The sequence below is a fragment of the Micromonospora lacuserhaii genome, from assembly GCF_036902735.1.
Taxonomy (GTDB): Bacteria; Actinomycetota; Actinomycetes; order Mycobacteriales; family Micromonosporaceae; genus Micromonospora.
The window spans coordinates 56,382-82,970 of the sequence record NZ_JBAKHO010000019.1 but is presented as its reverse complement, the minus strand read 5'-3'; the positions used below and the strand labels follow the sequence as shown (position 1 = coordinate 82,970).

The window sequence follows — 26,589 nt, the reverse complement described above, 5'->3', positions numbered from 1 at the left end:
GGGCCCCTGGAGTTGCCTCACCGCTTCCCACCGTGCTCCACGGTGACCGGGATCTCCCGTGCGGCCGGTTCGGTATCGCCGACCGCCGCGGTGATCTGGAGGATGCCGTCGGCGTAGCGGGCGGCGATGGTCTCCGGCTTGACGCCCGGCGGCAGCGGGATCAGGCGGGAGAAGGACCCGTAGTGGAACTCGGAGCGGACCTTCTCCGCGTGGCTCTCCCGGCGTACCACGTCCAGCCGCAGGGTCTCCCCGGTGCGGGTGATGCGGACGTCCTTGGCCGGGTCGATCCCCGGCAGCTCGGCGCGGACGACGTACCGGTCGCCGTCGAGGTAGTCCTCGATCCGGATCGTCGGCGCGAGCAGCGGGAACCAGGACAGGTTGGTCCAGTCGAACGGCGCGAGCGTGCCGCCGCCCCTGAACTTCGTGACGGTGGACATCATCGACCTCCTTGTCGGTTGTCCTGCCTCCATCCGACTCCTGCCGGGGCGGTCGCCGTCAGGGCCGTTGGTCCCGGACCGGGCGGGCGCTGCGCCTCTGCCCCGGGCACCGCCGCCGGGGGACGGTGGAGCGGGACGGCGTGCCCGCGACGCGCCGCGTGAGGCGGGGAGGTCACCGGTGACGGCATCCGGTCGGACGGTGCTGGCGGACGACCACGGGGAGGCCGGGAGGCCGGCCGGTCTCGGTGCGGTCGAGGCCGCCGAGCGACTGCGCGCGGACGGGCCGAACCTCGTCGCCGCGCCGCCCCGCCGGCGGCTCTCCGGCCGGGTCCTGCACCAGCTCACCGATCCCCTGGTCGCCCTGCTGCTGGCCGCGGCCGCGGTCACCACCGTCCTCGGCGACTGGCCGGACACCGCGGTGATCGCCCTGGTGGTGGCGGTGAACACGGTGATCGGCGTGGTGCAGGAGGTACGCGCCGACCGGGCGGTCGCCGCGCTGGACCGGCTCGCGGCGCCGACCGCGCGGGTGGTCCGGGACGGCCGGGACCTGGTGGTGCCGGCCGCCGAGGTGGTCCGCGACGACCTGGTCCGGGTCGAGGCCGGCGACGTGGTCCCCGCCGACGTGCTGCTGGTGGACGCGAACCGGCTGCGCCTGGACGAGTCGGCGCTGACCGGCGAGTCGGTGCCGGTGGGGCGGGCCGCCGGCGAGGAGGCGTCCGCCGGGACGGTGGTCACCACCGGTCGGGCCGCCGGCACGGTGCTGCGGACCGGCGCGGCGAGCGCGCTGGGTCGGATCAGCACGCTGGTTGCCGGCACCCGGCCCGCCGACACCCCGTTGCAGCGCCGGCTGGCCGCCCTCGGCCGGGTCCTCGGGCTGGCCGTGGTGGCCCTGTCCGGATTGGTCTTCGCCATCGGCCTGGCCGGCGGCCGGCCGGTGGTGGAGATGGCGGTCACCGCGGTGAGCCTGGTGGTGGCGGCGGTGCCGGAGTCGCTGCCGGCGGTGGTGACGCTGGCGCTGGCGCTGGGCGCCCGCCGGATGGCCGCCGCCCGGGCCATCCCCCGCCGGTTGCACGCGGTGGAGACGCTCGGCTCGGTGACCGTGATCGCCTCGGACAAGACCGGCACGCTGACCCAGGGGCGGATGGCGGTGCAGCAGGCGGTCACCGCCGACGGGGCGAGGTACGACATCACCGGCGTCGGGTACGCCCCGGAGGGCGCGGTGCGCCGGGACGGCGCGGCGGTGGTCGTACCCGAGGAGCTGCGCCGGCTGGCGCGGGCCGGGCTGCTCTGCAACGACGCGGTGCTCTCCCCGCCCGACGGCGACCGGCCCGACTGGGGCGCGGTGGGCGACCCGCTGGAGGCGGCGCTGGTGGCGTTCGCGGCCCGGTGCGGCCTCGACCCCGGCCCGACCCGGGCCGCCTGGCCGCGGCTCGCCGAGCACCCCTTCGACCAGGCCACCCGCCGGATGGTCACCGTGCACCGAGCCTGTGACCGGCGCTACCTGGTGGTCTGCAAGGGCGCGCCGGAGAGCGTCCTCAGCGCGCCGCTGCTGGACGCCACCGACGGGGAGATCGCCGCGCTGGCCGCCGCCGCGCACCGGCTGGCCGGCGCCGGGCTGCGCGTCCTCGCCGTGGCCACCGCCCTGGTGGAGGAGGCGCCCGACCCGGCCGCGCCGACCGACCTGCGCCCCGTCGGGCTGGTCGCGGTCGGGGACCCGCTGCGCGCGGGGGCCGCCGGGACCGTCGCCGAGTTCGAGGCCGCCGGGGTACGGCTGCTGCTGGTCACCGGGGACCACCCGGCCACCGCGGCGGCGATCGGCGGGCAGCTCGGGCTCTGGCGCGACGGCGACCCGCTCGCCTGCGGCGACGACGACGAACCGGCCGCCGCGCACCCGCGGACCCGGGTGTTCGCCCGGACCCAACCGGAACAGAAGCTCGACCTGGTCGCCGACCTCCAGACGCGCGGGCACGTGGTGGCGATGACCGGCGACGGGGTCAACGACGCCCCGGCGCTGCGCCGGGCCGACATCGGGGTGGCGATGGGCGGCGGTACCGAGGTGGCCCGGCAGGCCGCCGATCTGGTGCTGGTCGACGACGACCTGTCCACGGTGGCCGCCGCGATCGGCGAGGGCCGGCGGATCTACGACAACATCCGACGGTTCCTGCGCTACGCGCTCGCCGGCGGGGTGGCGGAGATCGCGGTGATGCTGCTCGGACCGCTGTGCGGGCTGCCGGTGCCGCTGCTGCCCGCGCAGATCCTCTGGGTCAACCTGCTCACCCACGGCGTGCCCGGGGTGGCGCTGGGCGCCGAGCCGGCGGAGCCCGGCACGCTGCGCCGGGCGCCCCGCTCGCCGTCCGAGTCGGTGCTCGGCGCCGGCCTCGGCCGGGACGTGCTGGTCACCGGTGCGCTGATCGCGGCGGTGGTGCTCGGCGCCGGGGTGGTCGCCGCGGGCCGCGACCTGCCCTGGCAGTCGGTGGTCTTCGTGGTGCTGGGCCTGGCCCAGCTCGGCGTGGCGCTGGCGGTGCGTTCGCCCCGGGCGCCGGGAGCCCGGCGGGCCAACCCGGGGCTGCTCGTCGCCGTGGCGGTGTCGGCGGCGCTCCAGGTCGGCGGGGTGCTGCTGGCGCCGCTGCGGGAGCTGCTCGGCACCGATCCGCTGGGGCCGGCCGTCCTGCTGGCCTGCGCGGCGGTGAGCACCCTGCCGGGGTTGACGCTGCGGCTGGCCCGCGGCCGGCGCGCCGGTGCCGGCCCGACCCTGCCCGCGCCCCGGCACCCCCTGGGCGGGACGGGACCAACGGCCCGGGGCGGGTGGTCGACCGGCCCTGACCGGGCGGCCGGGCGCGGACGAGGCTGAAGGTGGACGAAGGAGGACGTGATGACCATCAGATCCGGTGCCCCCGTCGTGGTCGGCGTCGACGGTTCCACCTCGGCCCTGGACGCGGTGCGGGTCGCCGCGCGGGAGGCCGCGGCACGGCACCGTCCGCTGCGCGTGGTGCACGCGTTCATCTGGCCGCTCTACGGCATGCCGCTGGGCCCGGTCCCGGGCGGCCCGCCCGACGCCGGCCTGCGCCAGCAGGCCGAACGGTACGTCGCCGACGCGGTCACCGAGGCCGGCAAGATCGCACCCGAGGTCACCGTCACCGGCGAGGTGGTCGACGGCGCGCCCACCCCGGTGCTGCGGCGCGAGTCCCGGGACGCTGCGCTGCTGGTGCTCGGCCACCGTGGCCTGGGCGGCTTCGCCGAGCTGCTGATCGGCTCGGCGGCGGTGCAGGTCTCCGCCCGCGCGGACTGCCCGGTGCTGGTGGTCAAGGGCGAGGCCCGGGCCGACGGGCCGGTGCTGGTCGGCGTAGACGGCTCGGCGTTGTCTACCGAGGCGCTCGGGTTCGCCTTCGAGGAGGCCGCGCTGCGGCACACCGCACTGGTGGCGGTGCACGCCTGGCTCGTCCCCGTCCCGGTCGGCCCCGGCGACATGCTGCCGCTGGTGTACGACGTGGACGCGCTCGCCGCCGAGGAGGGGCGGCTGCTCGCCGAGGCGGTGGCCGGCTGGTCCGAGCGGTACCCGGACGTGCCGGTGCGGCACCGCGTCGCGCACGGCGCGGCGTCCCGGGTACTGGTGGAGGAGTCCGCCGCGGCGCAGCTCACCGTGGTCGGGGCGCACGGTCGGGGGGCCCTCGCCGGGGCGCTGCTCGGTTCGGTGAGCCACGCGGTGCTGCACCACTCGCACAGCCCGCTGGCGATCGTGCGGCACCACCACGAGGGTGGAAAGGACTGAACCCCGCCCACCCCGTCCGCGTCGGCCACTCCCCACGGCCGGCGCGGACGCGCGTACGGGGTCGGCGCGCGACGGCGCGTCCGACCTGACGCGGGCGGTCCATCCGTCGACAATGACCTGACCGACCCTGGGAGCGCCGATGAACCGACCTGTCGTGGTGGGTGTGGACGGATCACCGTCCAGCCTGGTCGCCGCCGAGCACGCGGCCCACGCCGCCGTACTGCGGTCCCGGCCGCTGCACCTGGTGCACGGCTACCTGCACCCGCTCGGCTACGGGGTGCCGCTGAACCCGTACGACCTGGGGGTGCCGGCGCCGTCGGCGGAGGCGGAGATGATGCTGGCCCGTACCGCGGCCGACCTGGCCGGGCGCTGGCCCGGCCTGACCGTCGAGGTACGCCAGGTCGCCGGCGGCCCGGGCGCCACCCTGGTCGAGGAGTCCCGCCGCGCGGAGCTCGTGGTGGTGGGCAGCCGGGGCCTGGGCGGCTTCGCCGGGCTGCTGCTCGGCTCGGTCGGCGCCCAGGTCGCCGCCCACGCGCACTGCCCGGTGCTGGTGGTCCGCCCCGAGGAACAGCCGATCCCGGTGGACGGGCCGGTGCTGGCCGGGGTGGACGGCTCTGATGCCGCCCGGCTCGCCGCCGGGTACGCCGCGGACGAGGCGGTCCGCCGCGGCACGCCGCTGGTGCTGGTGCACGTCGGTCCGCCCGAGGAGGAGCGCGCGGTGCCGGACGAGATCGAGGAGTCGCGGGCCGCGTACCGGGCGCAGGCGGTGCGGCTGCTCGCCGAGGCGTCCGCCGCCGTCCGGGCCGACCACCCGGACCTGGTGGTGCGGGAGCACCCGGTCCGGGCGGCCGGCCCGGCGCAGGGGCTGGTCGAGGCGAGCGGTGGGGCGGCGCTGCTGGCGGTGGGGACCCGCGGCCGGGGTGGGTTCGTCGGGCTGCTGCTCGGCTCGGTCAGCCAGGCGGTGACCCAGCACGCGCACTGCCCGGTGCTGGTCGCCCACCCGTACCGGGGCTGAGCCTCACTCCTCCCGGCGGCCGAGCAGCTCGGCGAAGTCGGTGGTCAGGGCGAACGGGTCGGCCGGCCCGGTGGACGGCGGGCGCCGGTCGATCTGGTCGGCCAGTTCCGCGCCGGCCCGCCGGATCCGGGCGCGCAGCGCGCCGTCCGCGCTGCCGCCCGACCAGTCCTCCGGGGCGGCGAAGACGGCGGTGGGCACCACCACGGCCCGCAGGTAGCTGAACATCGGGCGGACCGCGTGTTCCAGGGCGAGCGAGTGCCGCGCGGTGCCGCCGGTCGCGCCGATCAGCACCGGCCGGTCTTCCAGCGCGCCGGAGTCCAGCACGTCGAAGAAGGACTTGAAGAGCCCGTTGTACGACGCGTTGAAGATCGGCGTGACGGCGATCAGCCCGTCGGCGCCGGCCACCGCGTCGAGCGCCTCTCGTAGCGCGCCCGACGGGAAGCCGGTGAGCAGGTTGTTCACCACGTCGTGGGCGTGGTCACGCAGCTCGACGGTGCGCAGCTCCACCTCGGCGCCGCGCCGGACCAGCTCGTCACGGGCGGCCGTGGCGAGCTGGTCGGCGAGCAGCCGGGTCGAGGAGGGCTGGCTCAGCCCGGCGGAGACCACGGCGAGGGTACGTCGGGTCATCGCGCGCTCTCCGCGCCGGCGCCGGCCAGCTCCGCCGCCTCGCGGGCGGCGACCAGCGACGCGTGGGTGGGCGCCTCGGGCACGTGCGCCGGACGCAGCGCGTCGAACTCCTTGCGCAGCACCGGGACGACCTCCTCGCCGAGGATGTCGAGCTGTTCCAGCACGGTCTTCAGCGGCAGGCCGGCGTGGTCGACCAGGAAGAGCTGGCGCTGGTAGTCGCCGACGTACTCCCGGAAGCCGAGGGTCCGGTCGATGACCTCCTGCGGGCTGCCCACGGTCAGCGGGGTCTCCCGGCTGAACTCCTCCAGCGACGGCCCGTGCCCGTAGACCGGGGCGTTGTCGAAGTACGGCCGGAACTCCCGGACCGCGTCCTGCGAGTTCCTCCGGACGAACACCTGCCCGCCGAGGCCGACGATCGCCTGCTCGGGCGAGCCGTGGCCGTAGTGGGCGTAGCGCTCCCGGTAGAGCCCGACCATCCGCTGGGTGTGCTCCTTGGGCCAGAAGATGTGGTTGGCGAAGAAGCCGTCACCGTAGTACGCGGCCTGCTCGGCGATCTCCGGGCTGCGGATGGAGCCGTGCCAGACGAAGGGCGGCACGCCGTCGAGCGGGCGGGGGGTCGAGGTGAACGACTGCAACGGGGTGCGGAAGCGTCCCTTCCAGTCGACCACGTCCTCGCGCCAGAGCCGGTGCAGCAGCTCGTAGTTCTCGATGGCCAGCGGGATGCCGGCGCGGATGTCCTTGCCGAACCACGGGTAGACCGGACCGGTGTTGCCGCGCCCCATCATCAGGTCCACCCGGCCGTCGGCCAGGTGCTGGAGCATGGCGTAGTCCTCGGCGATCTTCACCGGGTCGTTGGTGGTGATCAGCGTGGTCGAGGTGGAGAGCAGCAGCCGGGAGGTCCGGGCCGCGATCCAGCCCAGCATGGTGGTGGGCGACGAGGGCACGAACGGCGGGTTGTGGTGCTCGCCGGTGGCGAAGACGTCGAGGCCGACCTCCTCGGCCTTGACGGCGATGGCCACCATCGCCTTGATCCGCTCATGCTCGGTCGGTTCCCGCCCGTTGGTCGGGTCGACCGTGACGTCGCCGACGGTGAAGATCCCGAACTGCATGACCAGCTCCTCGCGTGTCCGACCGGGATGGTGTCACCCGGACGACGCGCACAACATGTTTGACGGATCAACTATTCCGGTTCCGTCGTATCGGGTCCGACCCCGGCCAGGTGCGGTGAGGGGGCGTCAGCCGCCGGCCACCGAGGGGAGCACCTGGACCTCGGCGCCCTCGGCCACCGGCGCCGCCACTCCCCCGGCGTGCCGGCAGTCCTCCCCGTCCACGTAGAGGTTGACGTAGCGGCGCAGCTCGCCGCGCTCGTCACGGATCCGGCGGGCCAGCCGGGGCCAGGAGGCGGCCAGCGCGTCGAGGACCGCGCCGACCGACCCGGACGCCTCGACGGTGAGGCGGCTGGCGCCGCCGGCCTCGCCGCGCAGCGGACCGGGAACCAGGACGGTGACCATCTCTACACCTCCGCGGCGCGGACGCAGAGCACGTCGGGCAGGTGGGCGGCGACCTGGGACCAGGAGTCGCCGTCGTCCCGGCTGGCGTAGACCTCGCCGGAGCGGGTGCCGAAGTAGACGTCCGAGGAGTCCCCGGCGCACATCGCGTCGCGCAGCACCGACGGGTAGAACGGCCCCTCCGGCAGGCCCACCGAGAGCGGCTCCCACTTGCCGCCGGCGTCGGCGGAGCGGAACACCCGGCACCGGTGCTCGACCGGGAAGCGCTCCCCGTCGGCCACCAGCGGGAACGCGAAGACCGTGCCGGGGCGGGACGGGTGCGCCACGATCGGGAAGCCGAAGTCGCTGGGCAGGCCGGCGGCGATCGACGTCCAGCTGCGCCCGTCGTCGTCGGAGCGGTAGACGCCGTGGTGGTTCTGCGCGTAGAGCCGATCGGAGTTGCCGGCGTCCCGGGCGATCTTGTGCACGCACTGGCCGAACTCGGGCCACTCGTCGGGGAGGAAGTAGGCGCGGATGCCGGTGTTGGCCGGGGACCAGCTCGCCCCGGCGTCGGCCGAACGGTAGACGCCGCCGGTGGACATCGCGACGGTGATCCGTTGCGGATCGGTCGGGTGCGGCAGCACCGTGTGCACGGCCTGCCCGCCGAAGCCGGCGCCCCACTCCTCCCGGTGCGGGTGGTCCCAGAGCGAGCGGACCAGGGTGAAGCTGTGCCCGCCGTCGTCGGAGCGGAACAGCGCCGAGGGCTCGGTGCCGGCCCAGACCACGTCGGGAGCGTCGGGGCCGGCCGGGGTGAGCTGCCAGACCCGGCCGAGGGTGGCCCCGGTGTCGGCCGGGAAGGCGACCGGCGCCTGCTCGGGCTCGACCCAGGAGGCGCCCAGGTCGTCACTGGTGGCGACGCTCGGCCCGAAATGCGAGCTGGTCATGCCGGCGAGCAGCCGGGGCGTGCCGCGCCGCCGGTCCACGGCGACGGCGTAGACCCCGGTCATCGGGAAGTGCGGCCCGCTCACCTCCCAGTCGGCGCGGGCGCCCTCCCGGGTGGCCAGGAAGAGCCCCTTGGCGGTGCCGATCGCGAGCAGCGTGGGCATGACCGTCCTCCGATCCATTGGCGAGCGCGTGGCGTGATTATGGCCACACCCACCGACAGAAACGCCAGGACCACGCCGGAGGCGGACTCAGCCCCGGCTTCGCGGCACGTGCCGGCGGTAGCTGCTCACCGTCGGGTCGCCGGTGATCCAGAAGCGCCAGGGCAGGTCGTGCGCGCCGGTCACGCCGACCCGGGGACCGGCCGAGACGTCCGCCGCGGGCACCGGCGTCACCGCCGGGCGCAGCCGGACCGGGCCGTCGCCGAGCAGGTCCACGCCGTACGCGGAGCGGTCGATGCCGAGGGTGGCGCAGAGCCGCGCCGGGCCCCGGGCGAGGTCCACGTCCCGGCGTACGGCGGGACGGCGGGCGCGGGCCTCGGCGATGCCGTCGACCACCTCGCCGGCGCGCACCAGCACCGCGGCGGCCTCGCCGTCCGACCCGGTGACCACGTTCATGCACCAGTGCATGCCGTAGGTGAAGTAGACGTAGGCGTGCCCGGCCGGGCCGAACATCACCGTGTTGCGCGGGGTACGCCCCCGGTACGCGTGCGACGCCGGGTCGCCGGCCGTCCCCGCGTACGCCTCGACCTCGGTGATCCGGACGGTGACCCCGCCGGCGGAGAGCCGGCAGCCGAGCAACCCCTGCGCGGCCGGCAGCACCGGCCCGGCGAGCAGCTCGGCCAGCGCGCCGTCGACCTGGCTGGTCACCCGCTCACCCCGTGACGACATGGGCCGACCCTATCCGGGGCCCGCGCCGACGGCCCGTCGCCGGGGAAGGCAGCTGTCACGAAGCTGACACCTGTCGATCCGCCGCAACCGGGCACCGCCCCCGCGGGTGTCACTCCTGTCGCCCGCCTCACCGGGGCGGCACACACGGGGGTGGTGGAGACACGACCGTCCGGCGGGCCCGGCCCGCCGGGCGGCGCGCGGTCCGCTCGCCGGGCCCGCCGCCCGTGATGGACCACGGTCGTCCCATCGAGAAGGAGAAACCCATGAAGGCACTCACGTCCCGGACCTCGCTGGCCGCGCTCGGCGCGCTGGCGCTCGGCGCGGTCCTGGCGACCGCGCAGCCCGCCGCCGCGGCGGTGGTGTCGGAGACCGGCCCGCTCCGGTTTCTGGAGCTGGGCAGCGAGGCAACGATCGACGCGAAGGGCGCCGTGGCGTTCGCCGCGGTGACCGTCACCTGCGACCCGGGCTCCTACGGCAGCGTCCAGGTCAACCTCACCCAGAGCGCGGCGAACCGCCTCGCGAAGGGCACCGCGACGAAGGAGGTGACCTGCGACGGCACGCCTCAGCAGGTGCAGCTCACCGTGGTCGCGTCCGACCGGCCGTTCCGCACCGGCGAGGCCTGGGGATCGGCGTCCGCCCTGGTCTGCGGCGACACGGGCTGCGTGTCGCTGTTCGAGGAGCACATCGTCACCATCGTCAAGTGAGGTGGGGCGTTCCCGGGGCCGTGACCAGCGGCTCCGGGGACGCTTCCCCGACGATCCCCGCCGCCCGGCCCGATCGGTGAGGGAAGGCTTACCTTAGTATTGCCGCCGTGACCTCACCGCCCGAGCTGATGCCGGCCGTCGCCGAGGTGCCGTTCGTCCGCGAGCTGGCCCGCCACGGCGACCGTCCCGCCGTCGTGACCGCCGCCGGAACCATGTCGTACGCCGAGCTGGCCGCCCGCGTCGACGACGTCGCGCGCCGGCTCGGCGGGCACCGGCGGCTCGTCCTGGTGGCCGGCGCCAACACCGTCGACGCGCTGGTGACCTACCTCGGCGCGCTGCGCGGCGGGCATCCGGTCCTGCTGGTGCCCGGCGACGGCCCCGCGACCGCGGCGCTGACCCGGGCGTACGACCCGGACGTGGTGGCCGGCCCGGTCGACGGCACGTGGACGCTCACCGAGCGGCGGGCCGGCTCGGCGCACGACCTGCACCCCGACCTGGCGCTGCTGCTGAGCACCTCCGGGTCGACCGGCTCACCGAAGCTGGTCCGGCTCTCGCCCGACAACCTCCAGGCCAACGCCGAGGCGATCGCCGGCTACCTCGGGGTTCGGCAGAGCGACCGGGCGGCGACCAGCCTGCCGCTGCACTACTGCTACGGGCTGTCGGTGGTGCACAGCCACCTGGCCCGGGGCGCCGCGCTGGTGCTCACCGACCGCTCCGTGGCCGACGACTGCTTCTGGGAGCTGTTCCGGGCCGCCCGGGCCACCAGCCTGGCCGGGGTGCCGTACACCTTCGACCTGCTGGACCGGGTCGGCTTCGCCGCGATGAACCTGCCGCACCTGCGCTACGTCACGGTCGCCGGCGGGCGCCTCGCGCCGGAGAAGGTGGTCCGCTTCGCCGAGCTGGGTCGGCGCGCCGGCTGGGACCTCTTCGTCATGTACGGCCAGACCGAGGCCACCGCGCGGATGGCGTATCTGCCGCCCGACCTGGCGCTGACCCGGCCGGAGGCGATCGGCGTGCCGGTCCCCGGCGGCCGGTTCCGGCTCGCGCCGGTGGCCGACCAGCCCGACGGCGTGGGTGAGCTGGTGTACACCGGGCGCAACGTGATGCTCGGCTACGCCGAGAGCCCGGCGGACCTCGCCTCGGGCCGTACCGTCGAGGAGCTGCACACCGGCGACCTGGCCCGGCGCGGCCCGGACGGCCTCTGGGAGCTGGTGGGCCGGCGCAGCCGGTTCGCCAAGATCCTCGGCCTGCGGGTCGACCCGCAGCGGGTCGAGGCGCTGCTAGCCGCGCACGGGGTGGCGGCGGCCTGCCTGGGCGCCGACGACGAGCTGCTGGTCGCCGTGGCCGGGGAGGGCGAACCGGGCCGGGTCCGCCGGCTGGTCGCCCGGGAGGTGGGCCTGCCGCCCCGCGCGGTCCGGGTGCTGTCGCTGGCCGAGCTGCCCCGGCTGGCCAACGGGAAGGTGGACCACCCGGCGCTGCGCGCGCTGGCCACGGCTGCCCCACCGACCGCGCCACCGTCCGTCGCGCCGGCCGCCGACCTGTGCCAGCTCTACGCCGAGGTGCTGGACCGCACCGACGTCACCCCGGACCGCAGCTTCGTCGACCTGGGCGGCGACTCGCTGTCGTACGTCGAGATGTCGGTCCGGCTGGAGCAGCTGCTCGGCCAGCTCCCGCCGAACTGGCACCTGCTGCCGATCGGGTCGCTCCCCGCGCCGCCCGTCGGACGGCCCCGCCGGCGCCGCTCGCTGGAGACCAGCGTGGCGCTGCGCGCGGTGGCGATCGTGCTGATCGTCGGCTCGCACATCCCGCTGTTCACCCTCACCGGCGGCGCCCACCTGCTGCTCGCCGTCGCCGGCTTCAACTTCGCCCGGTTCCAGCTCACCGACACCGGGCGGGCCGGCCGGCTGCGCCAGATCCGCGCCGGACTGGGCCGGATCGTGCTGCCCACCATGGCCTGGATCGCGGCGATGCTGGTGCTCACCGACCAGTACCGGCTGAGCACCCTGCTGCTGCTCAACAGCCTGGTCGGGCCGGCGGACGGGCGGACCGAGTGGCACTTCTGGTTCATCGAGGCGCTGGTGACGATCCTGCTGGCGATGGCCGCGCTGCTGGCCGTGCCCCGCATCGACCGGCTGGAACGGCGCTTCCCGTTCGGCCTGCCGGTCGCCCTCGCCGGGCTCGGCCTGGTCAGCCGGTACGACCTGCTCGGCCTGGACGCCCGCTACGACCTGCCCACCGGGGTGGTCGCGTTCTGGCTCTTCGCGCTCGGCTGGGCGTCCGCCCGGGCCGTCGGGGTCCGACAGCGGCTGCTGGTGACCGCCGCCGCCGCGGCGACCGTGCCGGGCTTCTTCGGCCAGCCGCAGCGGGAGGCGCTGATCGTCGCCGGCTTCGCCCTGCTGACCTGGCTGCCGACCGTGCCGAGCCTCGGGCCGGTCAACCGGGTGGCCGGGGTGCTGGCCGGCAGCTCGCTCTACATCTACCTGACCCACTGGCAGGTCTACCCGCACCTGCGGGACCTGCCGCTGGTCGCGCTGGCCGCGTCGCTGGCGCTGGGCATCGGGTACGCCGCGCTGGTCAACCGGTCCGGCCGGTGGCTGTCCCGGTGGCGCCCGCGATGGTCCTCGGTAACCGATCAAGGTCCGGGTCGGCCAGACTGGGCGGGCAACCGTGCCACCGGGAGGACACGATGACGCGCGAGGAGATGCTGGCGTACTGCCTGGCGATGCCGGGCGCCTGGCTGGACCGGCCCTGGGAGGGCGACGAGGTGGTGAAGGTGGGCAGTCGGATCTTCGCCTTCCTCGGCGCCCCGGACGGCGAGGCACGACTCGGCGTGAAGTGCGGGCCCAGCCGGGAGGTGGCCGACGAGTGGCTGCACCGGTTCCCGGCGGACGCGAAGGCGTCGCCGTACATCGGGCGGTCGGGCTGGAACAGCCTGCGGCTCGACGGCGACATCCCCGACGACGAGCTGACCGAGGCGGCCGACGCCTCGTACGAGGCGGTGGTGGCGAAGCTGCCGAAGCGGGAGCGGCCGACGGCCTGAGGGTCGGCGCGGCCCACGCCGCGCCGACCCCGACGACCTCAGCGGGGTACGACCTGCTCGGCCGCCCACTCCCGCCAGCCGGCCAGCTTGTCCGCTGCGGCGGCGAGCTGGTCGGTGACCGGGCCGGGCCCGGTGGAGCCGGGCGTGGTCCGCGCGGCGAGCGCCGAGCGCACCGAGAGCACGTCGCGCACCGACGGGTCGAGGTGTTCGCTGACCGTGGCCAGGTCGGCGTCGGAGACCTCGTCCAGGGCGCACTCCCGGGCCACGCAGAGCGCCACCAGTTTGCCGGTGATCTCGTGCGCGTCGCGGAACGGCACGCCGCGGCGGACCAGCCAGTCGGCCACCTCGGTGGCCAGCGAGAAGCCCACCGGCGCTGCGGCGACCAGCCGGTCGACCCGGACCGTCATCGTGGAGATCATCCCGGCGAGCGCCGGCAGCAGCAGCTCCAGGGTGTCGACCGCGTCGAAGGCCGGCTCCTTGTCCTCCTGCATGTCCCGGTCGTACGTCATGGGCAGGCCCTTGAGCATGGTGAGCACGGTCATCAGCCCGCCGACCAGCCGGCCTGACTTGCCCCGGGCCAGCTCGGCGATGTCCGCGTTCTTCTTCTGCGGCATGATCGACGATCCGGTGGCGAAGGCGTCGTCCAGCTCCACCCAGCCGAACTCGTGCGAGGTCCAGAGCACCACCTCCTCGCCGAGGCGGGACAGGTGCACGCCGACCAGCGCGGTGACGAAGAGGAACTCGGCGACGAAGTCCCGGTCGGCGACCGCGTCCATCGAGTTGGCGAAGGACGTGCGGAAACCCAGCTCCTTGGCGACCGCCACCGGGTCCAGCGGCAGGCCCGAGCCGGCCAGCGCGCCCGCGCCGAGCGGGCTGATCGCCGTCCGGTGATCCCAGTCGCGCAACCGCTCCAGGTCCCGCAGCAACGGCTGCACGTGGGCGAGCAGCCAGTGCCCGAAGGTGACCGGCTGGGCGTGCTGGAGGTGGGTCATTCCGGGCGCGGCCGTGTCCACGTGCCGCTCGGCCTGCTCGACCAGGGCCTCGGCCAGCTCGACCAGCCGGCCGGCCACCCCCCGGGCGTGGTCACGCAGGTAGAGCCGCAGGTCGGTGGCGACCTGGTCGTTGCGGGACCGGCCGGCGCGCAGCTTGCCGCCGAGGCTGCCCAACCGCTCCAGCAGGCCACGCTCCAGCGCGGTGTGCACGTCCTCGTCGTCGATGGTGGGGCGGAACTGCCCGGAGGCGCAGGCCGCCTCCAGGTCGTCCAGCGCGGCGAGGATCCGGCCCAGCTCGTCCGGGTCGAGCAGCCCGGCGCCGGCCAGCACCCGGGCGTGCGCCCGGGAGCCGGCGAGGTCGTACGGGGCGAGGCGCCAATCGAACTGGACGCTCACCGACAGCCGCGCGAGGGCCTCGGCGGGGCCGCCGGCGAACCGGCCGCCCCACAGGCTCGTCCGGTTGGTGGCGGCGCTGTTTTCGGTCAGGCTCTTGTCGTCCACCCCGCCCATTCTGGTCCCCACGGTCAGGAGCCACCCAGCCGGGCGTCCCGGGCGGCGGCCATCTTGCTCGGCAGGCCCCAGAGCTGCACGAAGCCCTTGGCGAGGGACTGGTCGAAGGTGTCGCCGGTGTCGTAGGTGGCCATGCCGAAGTCGTAGAGGCTGGCCTCGGAGCGCCGGCCGGTGACGGTGGCCCGGCCGCCGTGCAGGGTGAGCCGCACCTCGCCGGAGACGTGCCGCTGGGCGTCGTCGATGAACGCGTCCAGGGAGTTCTTCAGCGGCGAGAACCAGAGGCCGTCGTAGACCAGCTCGCCCCAGCGCTGGTCGACGCCGCGCTTGAACCGGGCCAGGTCCCGCTCGACGGTGACCGCCTCCAGCTCCTGGTGGGCGGCGATCAGCGCGATCGCGCCGGGGGCCTCGTACACCTCGCGGCTCTTGATGCCGACCAGCCGGTCCTCGACCATGTCGAGCCGGCCGACGCCCTGGGCGCCGGCGCGCCGGTTGAGCTCCAGGATCGCCTGGTACGGGGTGACGGTCTCGCCGTCGATGGCGACCGGGTTGCCGGCGTCGAAGGTGATCACGACCTCGTCGGCGTCGCGCGGCTCGGCCGGGTCGGACGTGTACGAGTAGAGGTCCTCGATCGGGCCGTTCCAGATGTCCTCGAGGAAGCCGGTCTCCACGGCGCGGCCCCAGAGGTTCTGGTCGATCGAGTACGGCGACTTGGCCGACACGTCGATCGGCAGGCCCTTCTCCTCGGCGAAGGCGATGGCCTTGTCCCGGGTCCAGGCGAAGTCCCGGGCCGGGGCGATGATCTTCAGGTCGGGGGCGAGCGCGTTCAGGCCGACCTCGAAGCGGACCTGGTCGTTGCCCTTGCCGGTGCAGCCGTGCGACACGATGGTGCCGCCGTGCTTGCGGGCCGCGGCGACCAGGTGCTTGACGATCAGCGGCCGGGACAGCGCGGAGACCAGCGGGTAGCGGTCCATGTAGAGCGCGTTGGCCCGCATCGCCGGCAGGCAGTAGTCGGCGGCGAACTCGTCGCGCGCGTCGACCACCTCGGACTCGACGGCGCCGCAGTCCAGGGCGCGCTGCCGGATGGCGTCGAGATCCTCGCCGCCCTGGCCGACGTCCACCGCGACCGCGATGACCTCGGCGCCGGTCTGGTCGGCGAGGTACGGAATGGCCACGGAGGTGTCGAGACCTCCGGAGTAGGCAAGGACGACCCGCTCGGTCATGGTGTGGTGCTCCCTTCAACGTGTTCTTCCCGGTGGGCCCACCCGGCGAGCTTGTCGCCGAGCGCGGCCCCGCCGGTGGCCTCGCGGGCCACGACGAGGATGGTGTCGTCGCCGGCGATGGTGCCGACGATCTCGGGCAGGCCCGCTCGGTCCAACGCGCTGGCCAGGTAGTGGGCTGCGCCCGGCGGGGTGCGCAGTACGGCGATGTTGCCGCTGGAGTCGACCCCGTTGAGCAGTTCGCGCAGCAGCCGGACGAGCCGGGCCGGGGCGGCCTCGGCGTCGCGCAGCGGGCGCTGGCCATCCTCGGGGATCAGGTAGACGCCGCGCCCGTCGCCGCCGCGCGCGGTGACCGCGCCCAGCTCCTTGAGGTCGCGGGAGAGGGTGGCCTGGGTGACCTGGATGCCGTCGCCGGCGAGCAGGTCGGCCAGTTCGGCCTGCGAGTGGATCGCCTTGTCGCGGATCAGCTCGACGATGCGGCCGTGCCGGGCGGCGCGGGTCAGCGGGGCGGTCATGCTCGCACTCCCTTGGTCGCGACTGCGGGGCTCGCAAGCTCACTCCTCGCGCTCCCGGAAGCCTCCAGGAGATACGTCAGCAGCGCCTTCTGGGCGTGCAGGCGATTCTCCGCCTGGTCGAAGACCGCGCTCCGCGGCCCGTCGAGCACCTCGTCGGTGATCTCCTCGCCCCGGTGGGCGGGCAGGCAGTGCAGCACGATCACCTCCGGTCCGGCGTGGCTGAGCAGCGCGTCGTTCACCTGGTACGGCAGGAAGGGGGTGAGCCGGTCGAGGCCGTCGTCCTCCTGCCCCATCGACGTCCAGGTGTCGGTGGCGACCACGTCGGCGTCGCGGACCGCCTCGACCGGGTCGGTGAGCGCCCGGACCGATCCGCCGGTGCCGGCGGCGATCTTCTCGGCCCGCGCCACGATCTGCGGATCGGGCTGGAAGCCGGCGGGGCCGGCGATCCGGACGTGCATCCCGGCGGTCGCCCCGGCCAGCAGGTACGAGTGGGCCATGTTGTTCGCCGCGTCGCCGACGTACGCCAGGACCCGGCCCCGCGTGTCGCCGCAGTGCTCACGGACGGTCAGCAGGTCGGCGAGGAGCTGGCAGGGGTGGTAGGTGTCGGTGAGCGCGTTGACCACCGGCACCGTCGCGCCCTGGGCGACGTCGGCGATCCGGTCGTCGCCGTGGGTGCGCAGCACGATGGCGGCGACGTAGCGGGAGAGCACCCGGCCGGCGTCGGCGAGGGTCTCGCCCCGGCCGAAGTGGGTGACCTGGGTGTCCACCACCAGGGGGTGGCCGCCGAGCTCGGCGATGCCGGCGTCGAAGGAGATCCGGGTGCGCAGGCTCTGCTTGTCGAAGAGCACCGCGACCGAGCGCGGCCCGGCGAGGGGCTGGAACGCGAACCGGTCGGCCTTCATCCGGGCCGCCAGGTCCAGCACGGTGGACTGCTCGGCGGGGGTCAGGTCGTCGTCGCGCAGGAAGTGCCGGATCATGCGTCGACCTCCGTGCTGAGCGGGCTGGCGGTGGCGGGCCCGGCCGCGGGGCCGGCCGCGCTGGTGGTGGACGACGCCGGGGCCGCCGCGTCGAGGGCCGCCGGAAGGGCGGTGAGGAAGGCGTCGACCTGGGCGGCGGTGAGGATCAGCGGCGGGGCGAGCCGGACCACGCCGGGCTGTACCGGGTTGACCAGGAAGCCCGCCTCGCGCAGGGCGGTGCTGACCGGGCCGGAGACCGGCGCGGTGAGCACGATGCCGAGCAGCAGACCGGCGCCGCGCACCTCGGCGACCAGCGGGTGGCCGAGCGCCTCGACGCCCCGGCGCAGCCGCTCGCCGACCCGCTTGACGTGGTCGAGCAGCCCTTCGCTGGCGATGGTGGCGACCACGGCGAGGGCGGCGGCACAGCTGACCGGGTTGCCGCCGAAGGTGGTGCCGTGCGACCCGGGGGCGAGCAGTTCGGCGGCCCGGCCGAAGGCGAGGCAGGCCCCGATCGGCAGCCCACCGCCGAGCCCCTTGGCCAGCGTCACCACGTCCGGCTCGACACCCTCGGCCTGGTGGGCGAACCAGTGCCCGGTGCGGCCGACGCCGGTCTGCACCTCGTCGAGGACGAGCAGCGCGCCGTGCCGGGCGGTGATCCGCCGCGCCTCGGCCAGGTAGCCGGCGGGCGGGACGACGACGCCGTTCTCACCCTGGATCGGCTCCAGGATCACCATCGCGGTCGCGTCGGTCACCACGGCGGCCAGCGCGTCGACGTCGCCGTACGGCACGTGCGTGACGTCGCCCGGCAGCGGGCGGAACGGGTCGGTCTTGCTCGGTTGGCCGGTGAGCGCGAGGGCGCCCATGGTCCGGCCGTGGAAGCCGCCCTCGGTGGCGACGACGTGGGTACGCCCGGTGAGCCGGGACAGCTTGAACGCAGCCTCGTTGGCCTCGGCGCCGGAGTTGGCGAAGAAGACCCGGCCGGGCCGGCCCGCCAGGGCCAGCAGCAGCTCGGCGAGGGCCACCGGCGGCTCGGCGACGAAGAGGTTGGAGACGTGCCCGAGGGTGGCGACCTGCCGGGAGACGGCGGCGACCACGGCCGGGTGGGCGTGCCCGAGGGCGTTGACCGCGATGCCGCCGAGCAGATCGACGTACTCCCGGCCGGCCTCGTCGACCACGACGGCGCCGGAGCCGGAGACCAGCGCCAGCGGCGGGGTGCCGTAGTTGTCCATCAGGGCCGCGCCCCAGCGCTCGACCAGCGTGCTCATTCCGCGCTCACGACCATCGTGCCGAATCCTTCCGAGGTGAACACTTCCAGCAGCGTGGAGTGGGCGACCCGGCCGTCGACGACGTGCGCGGCGGGCACTCCCTGCCGCACCGCCCGCAGGCAGGCCTCCATCTTCGGCACCATGCCCGACTCCAGGGACGGCAGCAGCTTGGCCAGGTCGTCGGTGCTGATCTCGCTGACCAGGCTGGTGGTGTCCGGCCAGTCGGCGTAGAGGCCGGGCACGTCGGTGAGGACGACCAGCTTGCGGGCGTCCAGGGCGACGGCGAGCGCGGCCGCGGCGGTGTCGGCGTTGAGGTTGTGCAGCACCCCGTCGGCGTCCGGCGCGACGGTGGAGATCACCGGGATCCGGCCGGCCGCGATGAGGTCCGCGACGGCGGAGACGTTCACCGACTCCACGTCGCCGACCTGCCCGACGTCGACGGGGAGCCCGTCGACGTACGCGGGGCGGCGCACGGCGGTGAAGAGGCCGGCGTCCTCGCCGGAGAGACCGACGGCGAACGGGCCGTACGCGTTGATCAGCCCGACCAGTTCCCGGCCCACCTGCCCGACGAGCACCATCCGGACCACGTCCATCGCCTCGGGCGTGGTGACCCGCAGGCCGCCCTTGAACTCGCTGGCGATGCCGAGCCGGCCGAGCATGGCCGAGATCTGCGGCCCGCCGCCGTGCACGACGACCGGCTTCAGGCCGGCGTACCGCAGGAAGACCATGTCGGCGGCGAAGGCGCGCTGGAGCGCGGGGTCGACCATGGCGTTGCCGCCGTACTTGACCACCACGGTGGCGCCGGAGAAGCGGGCCAGCCAGGGCAGCGCCTCGATCAGCGTCTCGGCCTTGACCTGGGCCCGGGTGAGGTCCGCGGAGAGGCTCATGCCCGAGCCCGCCTTTCGTTCGCGACTGCGGGACTCCGCTGCGCTGCGTTCCTCGCGCTCACGTCGAATACGCCGAGTTCTCGTGGACGTACGCGTGCGACAGGTCGTTGGTCCAGATCGTCGCCGCGGCGACGCCGGCGTGCAGGTCGATCCGGATCGTCACGTCCCGCCCGGACAGGTCGACCTTGGAGCGGTCCTCGGCGGCGGCACCGGAGCGGCACACCCAGACCCCGTTGACGGCGACGTCCACCCCGTCCGGCTCGAAGGCGGCGGTGGTGGTGCCGACGGCGGCGAGGATCCGGCCCCAGTTCGGGTCGTTGCCGAAGAGCGCGGTCTTGACCAGGTTGTTCCGGGCGATCGCGCGGCCGACCTCGACCGCGTCGTCCTCGTCGGCCGCGCCGACCACGTCGACGGCGATCTGCTTGGTGGCGCCCTCGGCGTCGGCGATGAGCTGCTGGGCCAGGTCGTGGCAGGCGGCGGTGACGGTGGCGGTCAGCTCGGCCTCGGTGGGCTCGACGCCGGAGGCGCCGCTGGCCAGTAGGAGCACCGTGTCGTTGGTGGACATGCAGCCGTCGGAGTCGATCCGGTCGAAGGTGACCCGGGTGGCGGCGCGCAGCGCCGCGTCGAGCGCCTCGCCCCCGGCGACCGCGTCGGTGGTGAGCACGCAGAGCATGGTGGCCATGGCCGGGGCGAGCATGCCGGCGCCCTTGGCCATCCCGCCGACGGTCCAGCCGCTGCCCCGCACGACGGTGGTCTTGGGCCGGGTGTCGGTGGTCATGATCGCCTCGGCCGCCGCCGTGCCGCCGTCGCGGGCCAGGCCGCGGATGGCGGTGCGGACGCCGGGCAGCAGCTTCGGCATCGGCAGCCGCTCACCGATCAGGCCGGTGGAGCAGACCGCGACCTCGCCGGCGCCGAGCATCCGCCGGGGGCTGCTGGCGGTGAGGGCGGCGGCGGTGTGCTCGGCGGTGGCGTGGGTGTCCTGGAAGCCGGCGGGGCCGGTGCAGGCGTTGGCGCCGCCGGAGTTGAGCACCACGGCGCGGACCACGCCGCCGCGGACGACCTGCTGGGTCCAGAGCACCGGCGCTGCCTTGACCCGGTTGGCGGTGAAGACGCCGGCGACCCCGGCGTCGGGGCCGTCGTTGACGACGAGGGCGATGTCGGCGGCGCCGCTGCTCTTCAGTCCGGCGGCGACGCCGGCCGCCCGGAACCCTCTGGGGCTGGTCACTGTCATGGCGCGACTCCGAAGGTCGACAGGCCGGTGGTCTCGGGGAGGCCGAGCATGAGGTTGGCGTTCTGTACGGCCTGGCCGGCGGCGCCCTTGCCGAGGTTGTCGATCGCGCTGACCACGATGACCCGGCCGGAGTCGAGGTCGACGCATGCCTGCAGGTGGCAGGTGTTCGCGCCGGCGGTGGCGGTGGTGTGCGGCCACGCCCCCTCGGGCAGCACGTGCACGAAGGGCTCGTCCGCGTACGCCCGCTGCAACACGTCGCGCGGGTCGGCGTCGCCGGTGGGGACCGCGGTGACGGTGGCGAGGATGCCGCGCGGCATGGGGGCCAGCACCGGGGTGAAGGAGAGGCTGGTCGCCCCGGTGGCCTGCTTGATCTCGGGCACGTGCTGGTGGGCGCCGACCTTGTACGGGGACAGGTCGCCCATCACCTCGCTGCCGAGCAGGTGGGGCTTGGCGGCCCGGCCGGCGCCGGAGGTGCCGGAGGCGGCGACCACCACCACGTCGGCGGGGAAGACCGCGTCGGCGGCGATCAGCGGGGCGAGCGCGAGGGTGGTGGCGACGGCGTAGCAACCGGTGCTGGCGACCCGGGTGGCGGCGGCGATCGCGGCCCGCTGGCCGGGCAGCTCGGGCAGGCCGTAGGTCCAGGCTTCGGCGTGCGGGCCGCCGTAGTAGCGGGCCCAGGCGTCAGCGTCGTGCAGCCGGTGGTCGGCGCCGAGGTCGACCACCTTCACCGTCTCGGGCAGGTCGGCGGCGAGCGCCGCCGACTGGCCGTGCGGCAGCGCCAGGAAGACCAGGTCCGCGTCGGCCAGGACCGCGGGGCTGGTCGCCCCGAGCACCAGGTCGAGGCCGGCGAGCTGCGGGTGTACGGCGGCGACGGGCTGGCCGGCCTGGGCGTGCCCGGTGGCCGCGACGAGGTCGAACTCGGGGTGCCCGGCGATCAGGCGCAGCAGTTCGCCGCCGGCGTACCCGCTGGCTCCCGCGACCGCGACTCGGATGCCCATACTCACCTCCGCATGACTATGCAGCAAAGGGTAGTCGGGACGGCCCGCCTCTGCAAGTTCATGCGTCTCACTGCATGGACATGTCACGGTGATCCGGGCCACCGCCTCACGGTCGATTGACAGCGACGCATGCGTCACCCATGCTGAGAGAGCGCTCTCACGGGCGGCATTCCGCCCTCGTCGGCGCATTCCGACCAGCTTCCCGGCCACCCGCCACCACCGCCCGCGCGGCACGCCGGCCCGATCCCCCGCCCGCGCCCGGGCGAGAAGGAGTTCCGCGTTGCGCACCCGAACGCGATGGACCCGCGCCCTCGTGGCGCTCGTCCTGGCGACCGTCACCTCCGTCGGCACCGCGGCGACCCTCGCCCGGGCCGTCGGCCCGTCCCCGCTGCCGCTCACCGTCACCAACCACACCGGGCGGCCGGAGGCCGTCCACCTCTACGTGCTCGGGGTCGACCTCGGCACCGGGCGGCTCGGGTACGTCGACGCCGCCGGGACCTTCACCCCCTGGCCGGCCGGCGGCCTGCCGCCCACCCCCGCCCCCGACGTGGCGATCCCCGGACCGGCCGAGGGCGGCAGCAGCACGCTGCGGATCCCCCGCAACCTCTCCGGCCGGGTCTACTTCTCCCTCGGCGACAAGCTCCGCTTCGCCCTCACCCCGGACGGGCTCGTCCAACCCGCGCCCTGGGCGGCCGGCGACCCCAACCGGGACATCCTCTTCGACTGGTCCGAGTTCACCTACACCGACGCCGGCCTCTGGCTCAACAGCTCCCAGGTCGACATGTTCGCCGTCCCGCACGCGGTGAGCGTGACCGGCGCGGACGGCGCCACCCGCCGCACCGGCGAACTCGTCGACGGCGGGCGACCCCGGGTGATCGACGCCGTCCGCGCGCAGCCCGGCTGGGGCGGCGCGGTCCAGACCCGTGCCGACGGGACGGTGCTGCGGGTCCTCTCCCCCGGCAAGGCCGCCGACGCCGGCCTCCTCGACGCCGGCTACCTGGACCCGTACATCGCACAGGCCTGGCAGGCGTACGCCACCCGGACGCTGACCGTGGTGCCCTTCGCCGACCGGCCCGACGTGCGCTACCTCGGGCGGACCACCGGCGCCACGATGACCTTCACCGACGGCTCCGGCCGGCAGGTGGCCAGCTTCACCCGCCCGTCCAGCGCCGACGTGTGGGACTGCGACGGGACGCTCGCCGCACCGAACGACCTGGTCGTCGGGCCGATCGCCCGGACGCTCTGCGCGGCGCTGCACCGCGGCACCCTCGGCACCATCGACACCCAGCCCGGCGGCGGGCCGGCCGACTTCTACCGGGGCGAGCTGACCAACCACTACTCGCGGATCATCCACGCCGCCATGCGCGACGGCCGGGCGTACGGCTTCGCCTTCGACGACGTACAGGCCCAGGAGTCCCTGGTGCACGACGGCGACCCGCGCGCCGCCGGCATCGAGCTGAGCCCGTTCGGCGTCGGCGGCACCCCGCCGCCCAGCCCCACGCCGACTGCCACCGTCAGCCCCACGCCCACCGGCACGCCGGGTGACCAGCCGCTGGACCCGACCCGGTACCTGTCTGCCGACGGGACCCTCACCGGGACCGCCGGCCCGGCCGGCGCGCTCACCCTCGCAGCGGCGAACGGCAACCACGACGGCAGCCCGGTGAACGCCCGATCCTTCACCGCCCGAGGCCTCACCGGCCGGTACACCGGCGGGGCCACCGCCTTCGACCTCACCGTCGACGCCGGGACGGCGGTGGGCGACGGGGTCCAGGCCCGGGTGTCGTACGACCTCACCGGGGACGGCACCGTCGACCGGGTGGAGACGTACGCGTACTTCGCCACCGACCCGGTGCCCGGTGGGGAGCACTACCGGCAGACGCAGGGCATCCGCTCGGCCAGCGGCGCGCTCGGCGACCTGGCCGGCGGCACCGTGACGATCGAGGTGTGGAACGCCATCGGCGCCACCCCGACCAGCCTGGCCGTCGGCGACGCCGCCCGGGTGGACCTGCCCTTCACCGGCTGAGACCGCCGCGCCCCGGGTGGCTGCCACCGCCCGGGGCGCGGCGCCGGTGTCAGAGCCGGCCCTCCTCGACCGCCCGGGTCACCCACGGGATCACCTCGTCGAGCATCACGTCGAGCGGGGTGGTGGCGGTGAAGCCGAGCACCTCCCGGGCCTTGGTCACGTCCGGCACCCGCTTCTGCACGTCGTACTCGAAGGGGTCGTCGGAGACGTGCCGGAACGGCACCTCCGGGCCCTTGATCTTGCGCCAGATCAGCTCGGCCAGCTCCAGCACGCTGGTCGACTCGGCGGTGGAGAGGTTGAAGTCGTCGTTGACGGCGGCCGGGTGCTCCACCGCGGTGGCGATGCCCCGGGCCAGGTCCCCGCCGTAGGTGTAGTGCCGCACCTGGTGGCCCTCGCCGAGGATGTGCAGCGGGTCCTGCCCCTTGACGATCTTCTGCACCAGGTCGGGCACCACGTGCGACATCGCCAGCTTGACGTTGCCGGAGAGCACCTCGGCCTGGCCCAGCGCCCGCCCCTCGCCCACGCCCACGCAGTTGAACGGCCGCACGATCGTGTACGGCAGCCGGTACTGCTCCCAGGCGGCCCGGGCGTAGTACTCCACGGCCAGCTTCTGGAAGCCGTACGACGACAGCGGCGGCGGGATGCGCCGCTCGTCGCCCTCCCGGCTCGGCCAGTGCTCGGTCGACTCGAACACCATCGACGAGGAGAGGTAGGTGACCTTCGACAGCGAACCCTCGCGGTGCGCCCGGATGGCCGCGTCGCAGGTGGCCGCCATGATCCGCTCGTTGGTGGCGAGCAGGTCGTAGGCGTAGGCGTGGAAGTAGGAGATGCCGCCGATCATCGCCGCGCCGGCCACCAGGTGGTCGCAGCCGTCCAGCAGCTCGGTGAGCAGGTCGACGTCCCGGGCGTCGCCCTCCACGAAGTGGAACTTCGGGTGGTCGTCGTAGCTGTGGGTGACCGGACCGTACTTCGAGAAGTTGTCGATCCCGACCACCTCGTGGCCCCGACCCAGCAACTCCTCGACCAGGTAGCCGCCGATGAAACCGGCCGAACCCGTTACCAGGACCTTCGCCACGTGCGCTCCTATGCGGTCTTCTCGTACTCGGTGCTGTCCCGCGCCGGGCGCGGCGCCGGCACCGCCGCCGCGGTCGCGCGGGCGGCCAGTTTCTCCCGGCTCAGCCGTCGACCGTAGGCGAAGAAGTACCACCGCAGGTAGCCGGGGAGGAAGCGGCCCAGGTCGAAGTGGGACTCGCCCAGCGGCCGGTCCAACCAGATGGTGGGGATCTCGGCGACCGGCAGCCGCAGCCGGGTGGCCTTGGCGGTCAGTTCCAGCCCGATCTCGAAGCCGGTCCGCGACTCGATGCCCACCTCGCGGACGAACCCCGTGTCGTACGCCTTGAAGCTGTTGGTGGCGTCCCGGGTGCCGACCCGGGCCAGGGTGTAGAGGCTGCGCCCCGCCCAGCGGGACATCATCCGCTTCAACCGGGGGCCGCCGACCTGCTGGCCGCCCGGCATGTAGCGGGACGCGGCGGCGACCACCACCCCCCGGTCCACCAGTCGGGCCAGCTCGTCGATCTGGCGCGGGTCGTCGCAGCCGTCGGCCATGGTGACCACCACGACCGGGGCCAGCGCGGCGTCGATGCCGAACCGGATCGCGTTCGCCGGACCCCGGCCGTACGTGTTGAGCACCGCGCGCACCCGGGAGTCGGTACGGGCGATCTGCTCGACGTACGGGACGGTGGTGTCCTCCGGCATGTCGTGCACGATCAGCACCTCGGCCGGGAGCAGCATCTCGCGCAGCACCCGCTCCAGGCAGCGCAGGATCGCCTCGCCCTCGTTGTAGACCGGCACGATCACCGAAACCCGTGGCCTCATACCCGCACCCCCGTCCCGGTCAGGCCCCACATGTCGATCACCGGTTTGTCCGTGTCCAGCCGGGCGTACTGCTCGTGCGGGGCCGCGATCACCAGCAGGTCGGCCCGGCCCAGCACCTCGTCCAGGCCGAGCAGCCGGTCGTCGACCACGTACGGGTCGGTGCAGAGCGTCTCCCGGGTCTTCAACGCCAGGATCTTGCGCAGCTTGTACGCCAGGCTCTCCCGCGGATCGTCCGAACCGCCCTTGAAGGCCATCCCGAGGATGCCCACGGTCAGCTCGGACAGGTCGAACCGGTCCTCCAGGCGGGACACCAGGTAGAGCGGCAGGCCCTCGTTGATCAGCATCGCCGAGTGGCCGAGCACGAAGTTGTTCCGGTTGAACGCGGCCAGCTGCATGGTGTCCTTGAACAGGCACGGCCCGGCGGCGAAGCCCGGCATCGGCAGGTCGGCCGCGCGCGGGTACTCGTGCGCGACCGCGTGCCGGATCCGGGCGAAGTCCAGCCCGAAGTCATTGGCCATCATCCAGAACTGGTTGGCGGTGGCGAACTTGATGTACCGCCAGGTGTTGGTGAACAACTTCGCCAGCTCGGCCTCCTCCGGTTCGAGGGGGACGATCTCGTCGGTCAGGTGCCGGAACAGCTTCTCCGCCCGGGCCAGCGCGCCCGGCGTCCGGGCGGCGACGATCTGGGGCAGCGTGAACAGTTCGGTCATCGCCCGACCCTCGGCGATCCGCTCCGGGCAGAACGCCACGTCGGCGCGGATGCCCTTGCCGGCGAGCAGCTTCTCGGTCAGCGCGGTCACCCCGGGGTAGACGGTGCTGCGCAGCACCACCAGCTGCCCGTCGCGCAGGTGCGCGGCACAGCGGTCCAGGGCCCGGGGCACCGCGCCCAGGTCCGGGTTGAGGTGCTCGTCGACCGGGGTGCCGACCACCACGACCAGGTGCTCGGCGCCGCCCACCGCGACCGGGTCGGTGGTGGCCCGGAGCCGGCCGGTGGCGACCGCCTCGGCCAGCGCCTCCGCCGCGCCGGGCTCGGCGAAGGGCAGCGTGCCGGCGTTCACCGTCGCGACGGCGTCGGCGTTGATGTCGTACAGCACGACGGAGAGGCCGCGGGAGGCGAACGCGATGCCCAGCGGCAGACCGACCCGACCGCAGCCGCCGACGATGCAGACGTCGACGGAGAGCGGCGGCGGCCCCGTTTGCTCGGACATG

The 26,589-nt window shown here is 74.6% G+C and carries 24 protein-coding genes; 7 read left to right on the top strand and 17 right to left on the bottom strand.

What is annotated here, in order from left to right; all coding sequences use genetic code 11:
• Nucleotides 1–17 precede the first annotated feature (17 nt).
• The gene (locus V6U81_RS15340) at nt 18–437 is read right to left on the bottom strand and encodes an Hsp20/alpha crystallin family protein (RefSeq protein WP_334489785.1); all 420 of its coding nucleotides are present in this window, start codon (nt 435–437) and stop codon (nt 18–20) included.
• A 178-nt stretch (nt 438–615) separates the two neighbouring features.
• Here V6U81_RS15340 and V6U81_RS15335 point away from each other — a divergent pair, with 178 nt between their 5' ends.
• The 3 genes from V6U81_RS15335 to V6U81_RS15325 all read left to right on the top strand — a co-directional run bounded on the left by V6U81_RS15335 (nt 616) and on the right by V6U81_RS15325 (nt 5,221).
• A complete protein-coding gene (locus V6U81_RS15335) occupies nt 616–3,288 on the top strand; it encodes a cation-translocating P-type ATPase (RefSeq protein WP_334489783.1) in 2,673 nt (890 codons plus the stop codon).
• Between the two features lie 21 nt (nt 3,289–3,309).
• Nucleotides 3,310–4,206 carry a universal stress protein gene (locus V6U81_RS15330; protein WP_334489780.1) on the top strand — a complete coding sequence of 299 codons (897 nt, stop codon included), beginning with the start codon at nt 3,310–3,312 and terminating at the stop codon, nt 4,204–4,206.
• A gap of 139 nt (nt 4,207–4,345) precedes the next feature.
• Entirely contained in the window at nt 4,346–5,221 is an 876-nt protein-coding gene (locus V6U81_RS15325) for a universal stress protein (RefSeq protein ID WP_334489777.1), read from the top strand.
• A gap of 3 nt (nt 5,222–5,224) precedes the next feature.
• Here the strand turns inward: V6U81_RS15325 and V6U81_RS15320 are convergent, their stop codons facing one another.
• The 5 genes from V6U81_RS15320 to V6U81_RS15300 all read right to left on the bottom strand — a co-directional run bounded on the left by V6U81_RS15320 (nt 5,225) and on the right by V6U81_RS15300 (nt 9,167).
• Nucleotides 5,225–5,848, bottom strand: a complete 624-nt coding sequence (locus V6U81_RS15320; protein ID WP_334489774.1) for an FMN reductase — start codon at nt 5,846–5,848, stop codon at nt 5,225–5,227.
• The gene (locus V6U81_RS15315) at nt 5,845–6,957 is read right to left on the bottom strand and encodes an LLM class flavin-dependent oxidoreductase (protein WP_334489771.1); all 1,113 of its coding nucleotides are present in this window, start codon (nt 6,955–6,957) and stop codon (nt 5,845–5,847) included. Before V6U81_RS15315 ends, V6U81_RS15320 begins: the two co-directional genes overlap by 4 nt.
• A 126-nt stretch (nt 6,958–7,083) precedes the next feature.
• Nucleotides 7,084–7,359 carry a ubiquitin-like small modifier protein 1 gene (locus V6U81_RS15310; RefSeq protein WP_334489769.1) on the bottom strand — a complete coding sequence of 92 codons (276 nt, stop codon included), beginning with the start codon at nt 7,357–7,359 and terminating at the stop codon, nt 7,084–7,086.
• A gap of 2 nt (nt 7,360–7,361) precedes the next feature.
• Nucleotides 7,362–8,441: a WD40/YVTN/BNR-like repeat-containing protein gene (locus tag V6U81_RS15305; RefSeq protein WP_334489767.1), complete on the bottom strand. Its 1,080-nt coding sequence runs from the start codon at nt 8,439–8,441 to the stop codon at nt 7,362–7,364.
• Between the two features lie 87 nt (nt 8,442–8,528).
• Nucleotides 8,529–9,167 (bottom strand): DNA-3-methyladenine glycosylase, encoded by a 639-nt coding sequence (locus tag V6U81_RS15300; protein ID WP_334489764.1) that lies wholly within the window; start codon nt 9,165–9,167, stop codon nt 8,529–8,531.
• Between the two features lie 263 nt (nt 9,168–9,430).
• Between V6U81_RS15300 and V6U81_RS15295 the strand changes: the two genes are divergently transcribed.
• The 3 genes from V6U81_RS15295 (at nt 9,431) to V6U81_RS15285 (ending at nt 12,911) form a co-directional block, all read left to right on the top strand.
• The gene (locus V6U81_RS15295) at nt 9,431–9,871 is read left to right on the top strand and encodes a hypothetical protein (RefSeq protein ID WP_334489761.1); all 441 of its coding nucleotides are present in this window, start codon (nt 9,431–9,433) and stop codon (nt 9,869–9,871) included.
• A 128-nt stretch (nt 9,872–9,999) separates the two neighbouring features.
• Nucleotides 10,000–12,561 carry an AMP-binding protein gene (locus V6U81_RS15290; protein WP_334489838.1) on the top strand — a complete coding sequence of 854 codons (2,562 nt, stop codon included), beginning with the start codon at nt 10,000–10,002 and terminating at the stop codon, nt 12,559–12,561.
• A complete protein-coding gene (locus V6U81_RS15285; RefSeq protein ID WP_334489758.1) occupies nt 12,558–12,911 on the top strand; it encodes an MmcQ/YjbR family DNA-binding protein in 354 nt (117 codons plus the stop codon). Before V6U81_RS15290 ends, V6U81_RS15285 begins: the two co-directional genes overlap by 4 nt.
• 38 nt (nt 12,912–12,949) lie before the next feature.
• Here V6U81_RS15285 and argH read toward each other — a convergent pair whose 3' ends face one another.
• Genes argH through argC form a run of 8 tightly spaced genes read right to left on the bottom strand, consistent with a single transcriptional unit; the run spans nt 12,950 to nt 21,482 of the window.
• A complete protein-coding gene (gene argH / locus V6U81_RS15280; protein WP_334489836.1) occupies nt 12,950–14,413 on the bottom strand; it encodes an argininosuccinate lyase in 1,464 nt (487 codons plus the stop codon).
• A 14-nt stretch (nt 14,414–14,427) separates the two neighbouring features.
• Complete coding sequence (locus V6U81_RS15275) at nt 14,428–15,633, bottom strand: argininosuccinate synthase (protein WP_334489756.1); 1,206 nt, start codon at nt 15,631–15,633, stop codon at nt 14,428–14,430.
• Entirely contained in the window at nt 15,630–16,145 is a 516-nt protein-coding gene (locus V6U81_RS15270; protein ID WP_334489754.1) for an arginine repressor, read from the bottom strand. The genes V6U81_RS15275 and V6U81_RS15270 overlap by 4 nt, the downstream gene beginning before the upstream one ends.
• Entirely contained in the window at nt 16,142–17,122 is a 981-nt protein-coding gene (argF, locus tag V6U81_RS15265; protein WP_334489752.1) for an ornithine carbamoyltransferase, read from the bottom strand. The genes V6U81_RS15270 and argF overlap by 4 nt, the downstream gene beginning before the upstream one ends.
• The gene (locus V6U81_RS15260) at nt 17,119–18,366 is read right to left on the bottom strand and encodes an acetylornithine transaminase (RefSeq protein WP_334489750.1); all 1,248 of its coding nucleotides are present in this window, start codon (nt 18,364–18,366) and stop codon (nt 17,119–17,121) included. The genes argF and V6U81_RS15260 overlap by 4 nt, the downstream gene beginning before the upstream one ends.
• Nucleotides 18,363–19,253 carry an acetylglutamate kinase gene (gene argB / locus V6U81_RS15255; protein ID WP_334489746.1) on the bottom strand — a complete coding sequence of 297 codons (891 nt, stop codon included), beginning with the start codon at nt 19,251–19,253 and terminating at the stop codon, nt 18,363–18,365. The genes V6U81_RS15260 and argB overlap by 4 nt, the downstream gene beginning before the upstream one ends.
• 58 nt (nt 19,254–19,311) lie before the next feature.
• A complete protein-coding gene (gene argJ, locus V6U81_RS15250) occupies nt 19,312–20,484 on the bottom strand; it encodes a bifunctional glutamate N-acetyltransferase/amino-acid acetyltransferase ArgJ (RefSeq protein ID WP_334489743.1) in 1,173 nt (390 codons plus the stop codon).
• Nucleotides 20,481–21,482, bottom strand: a complete 1,002-nt coding sequence (gene argC / locus V6U81_RS15245) for an N-acetyl-gamma-glutamyl-phosphate reductase (RefSeq protein WP_334489740.1) — start codon at nt 21,480–21,482, stop codon at nt 20,481–20,483. Before argC ends, argJ begins: the two co-directional genes overlap by 4 nt.
• A gap of 280 nt (nt 21,483–21,762) precedes the next feature.
• On the opposite strand from argC, the gene V6U81_RS15240 reads away from it, so the two are divergent.
• Nucleotides 21,763–23,505 (top strand): beta-1,3-glucanase family protein, encoded by a 1,743-nt coding sequence (locus V6U81_RS15240; RefSeq protein WP_420884029.1) that lies wholly within the window; start codon nt 21,763–21,765, stop codon nt 23,503–23,505.
• Nucleotides 23,506–23,554: 49 nt separating this feature from the next.
• Here V6U81_RS15240 and V6U81_RS15235 read toward each other — a convergent pair whose 3' ends face one another.
• Genes V6U81_RS15235 through V6U81_RS15225 form a run of 3 tightly spaced genes read right to left on the bottom strand, consistent with a single transcriptional unit; the run spans nt 23,555 to nt 26,588 of the window.
• Nucleotides 23,555–24,580 (bottom strand): NAD-dependent epimerase/dehydratase family protein, encoded by a 1,026-nt coding sequence (locus tag V6U81_RS15235; protein ID WP_334489735.1) that lies wholly within the window; start codon nt 24,578–24,580, stop codon nt 23,555–23,557.
• Nucleotides 24,581–24,588: 8 nt separating this feature from the next.
• Nucleotides 24,589–25,380, bottom strand: a complete 792-nt coding sequence (locus V6U81_RS15230) for a glycosyltransferase family 2 protein (protein ID WP_334489732.1) — start codon at nt 25,378–25,380, stop codon at nt 24,589–24,591.
• Nucleotides 25,377–26,588, bottom strand: coding sequence for a nucleotide sugar dehydrogenase (locus tag V6U81_RS15225; RefSeq protein ID WP_334489730.1), 1,212 nt, complete (start codon nt 26,586–26,588; stop codon nt 25,377–25,379). Before V6U81_RS15225 ends, V6U81_RS15230 begins: the two co-directional genes overlap by 4 nt.
• Between the last annotated feature and the right edge of the window lies 1 nt (nt 26,589).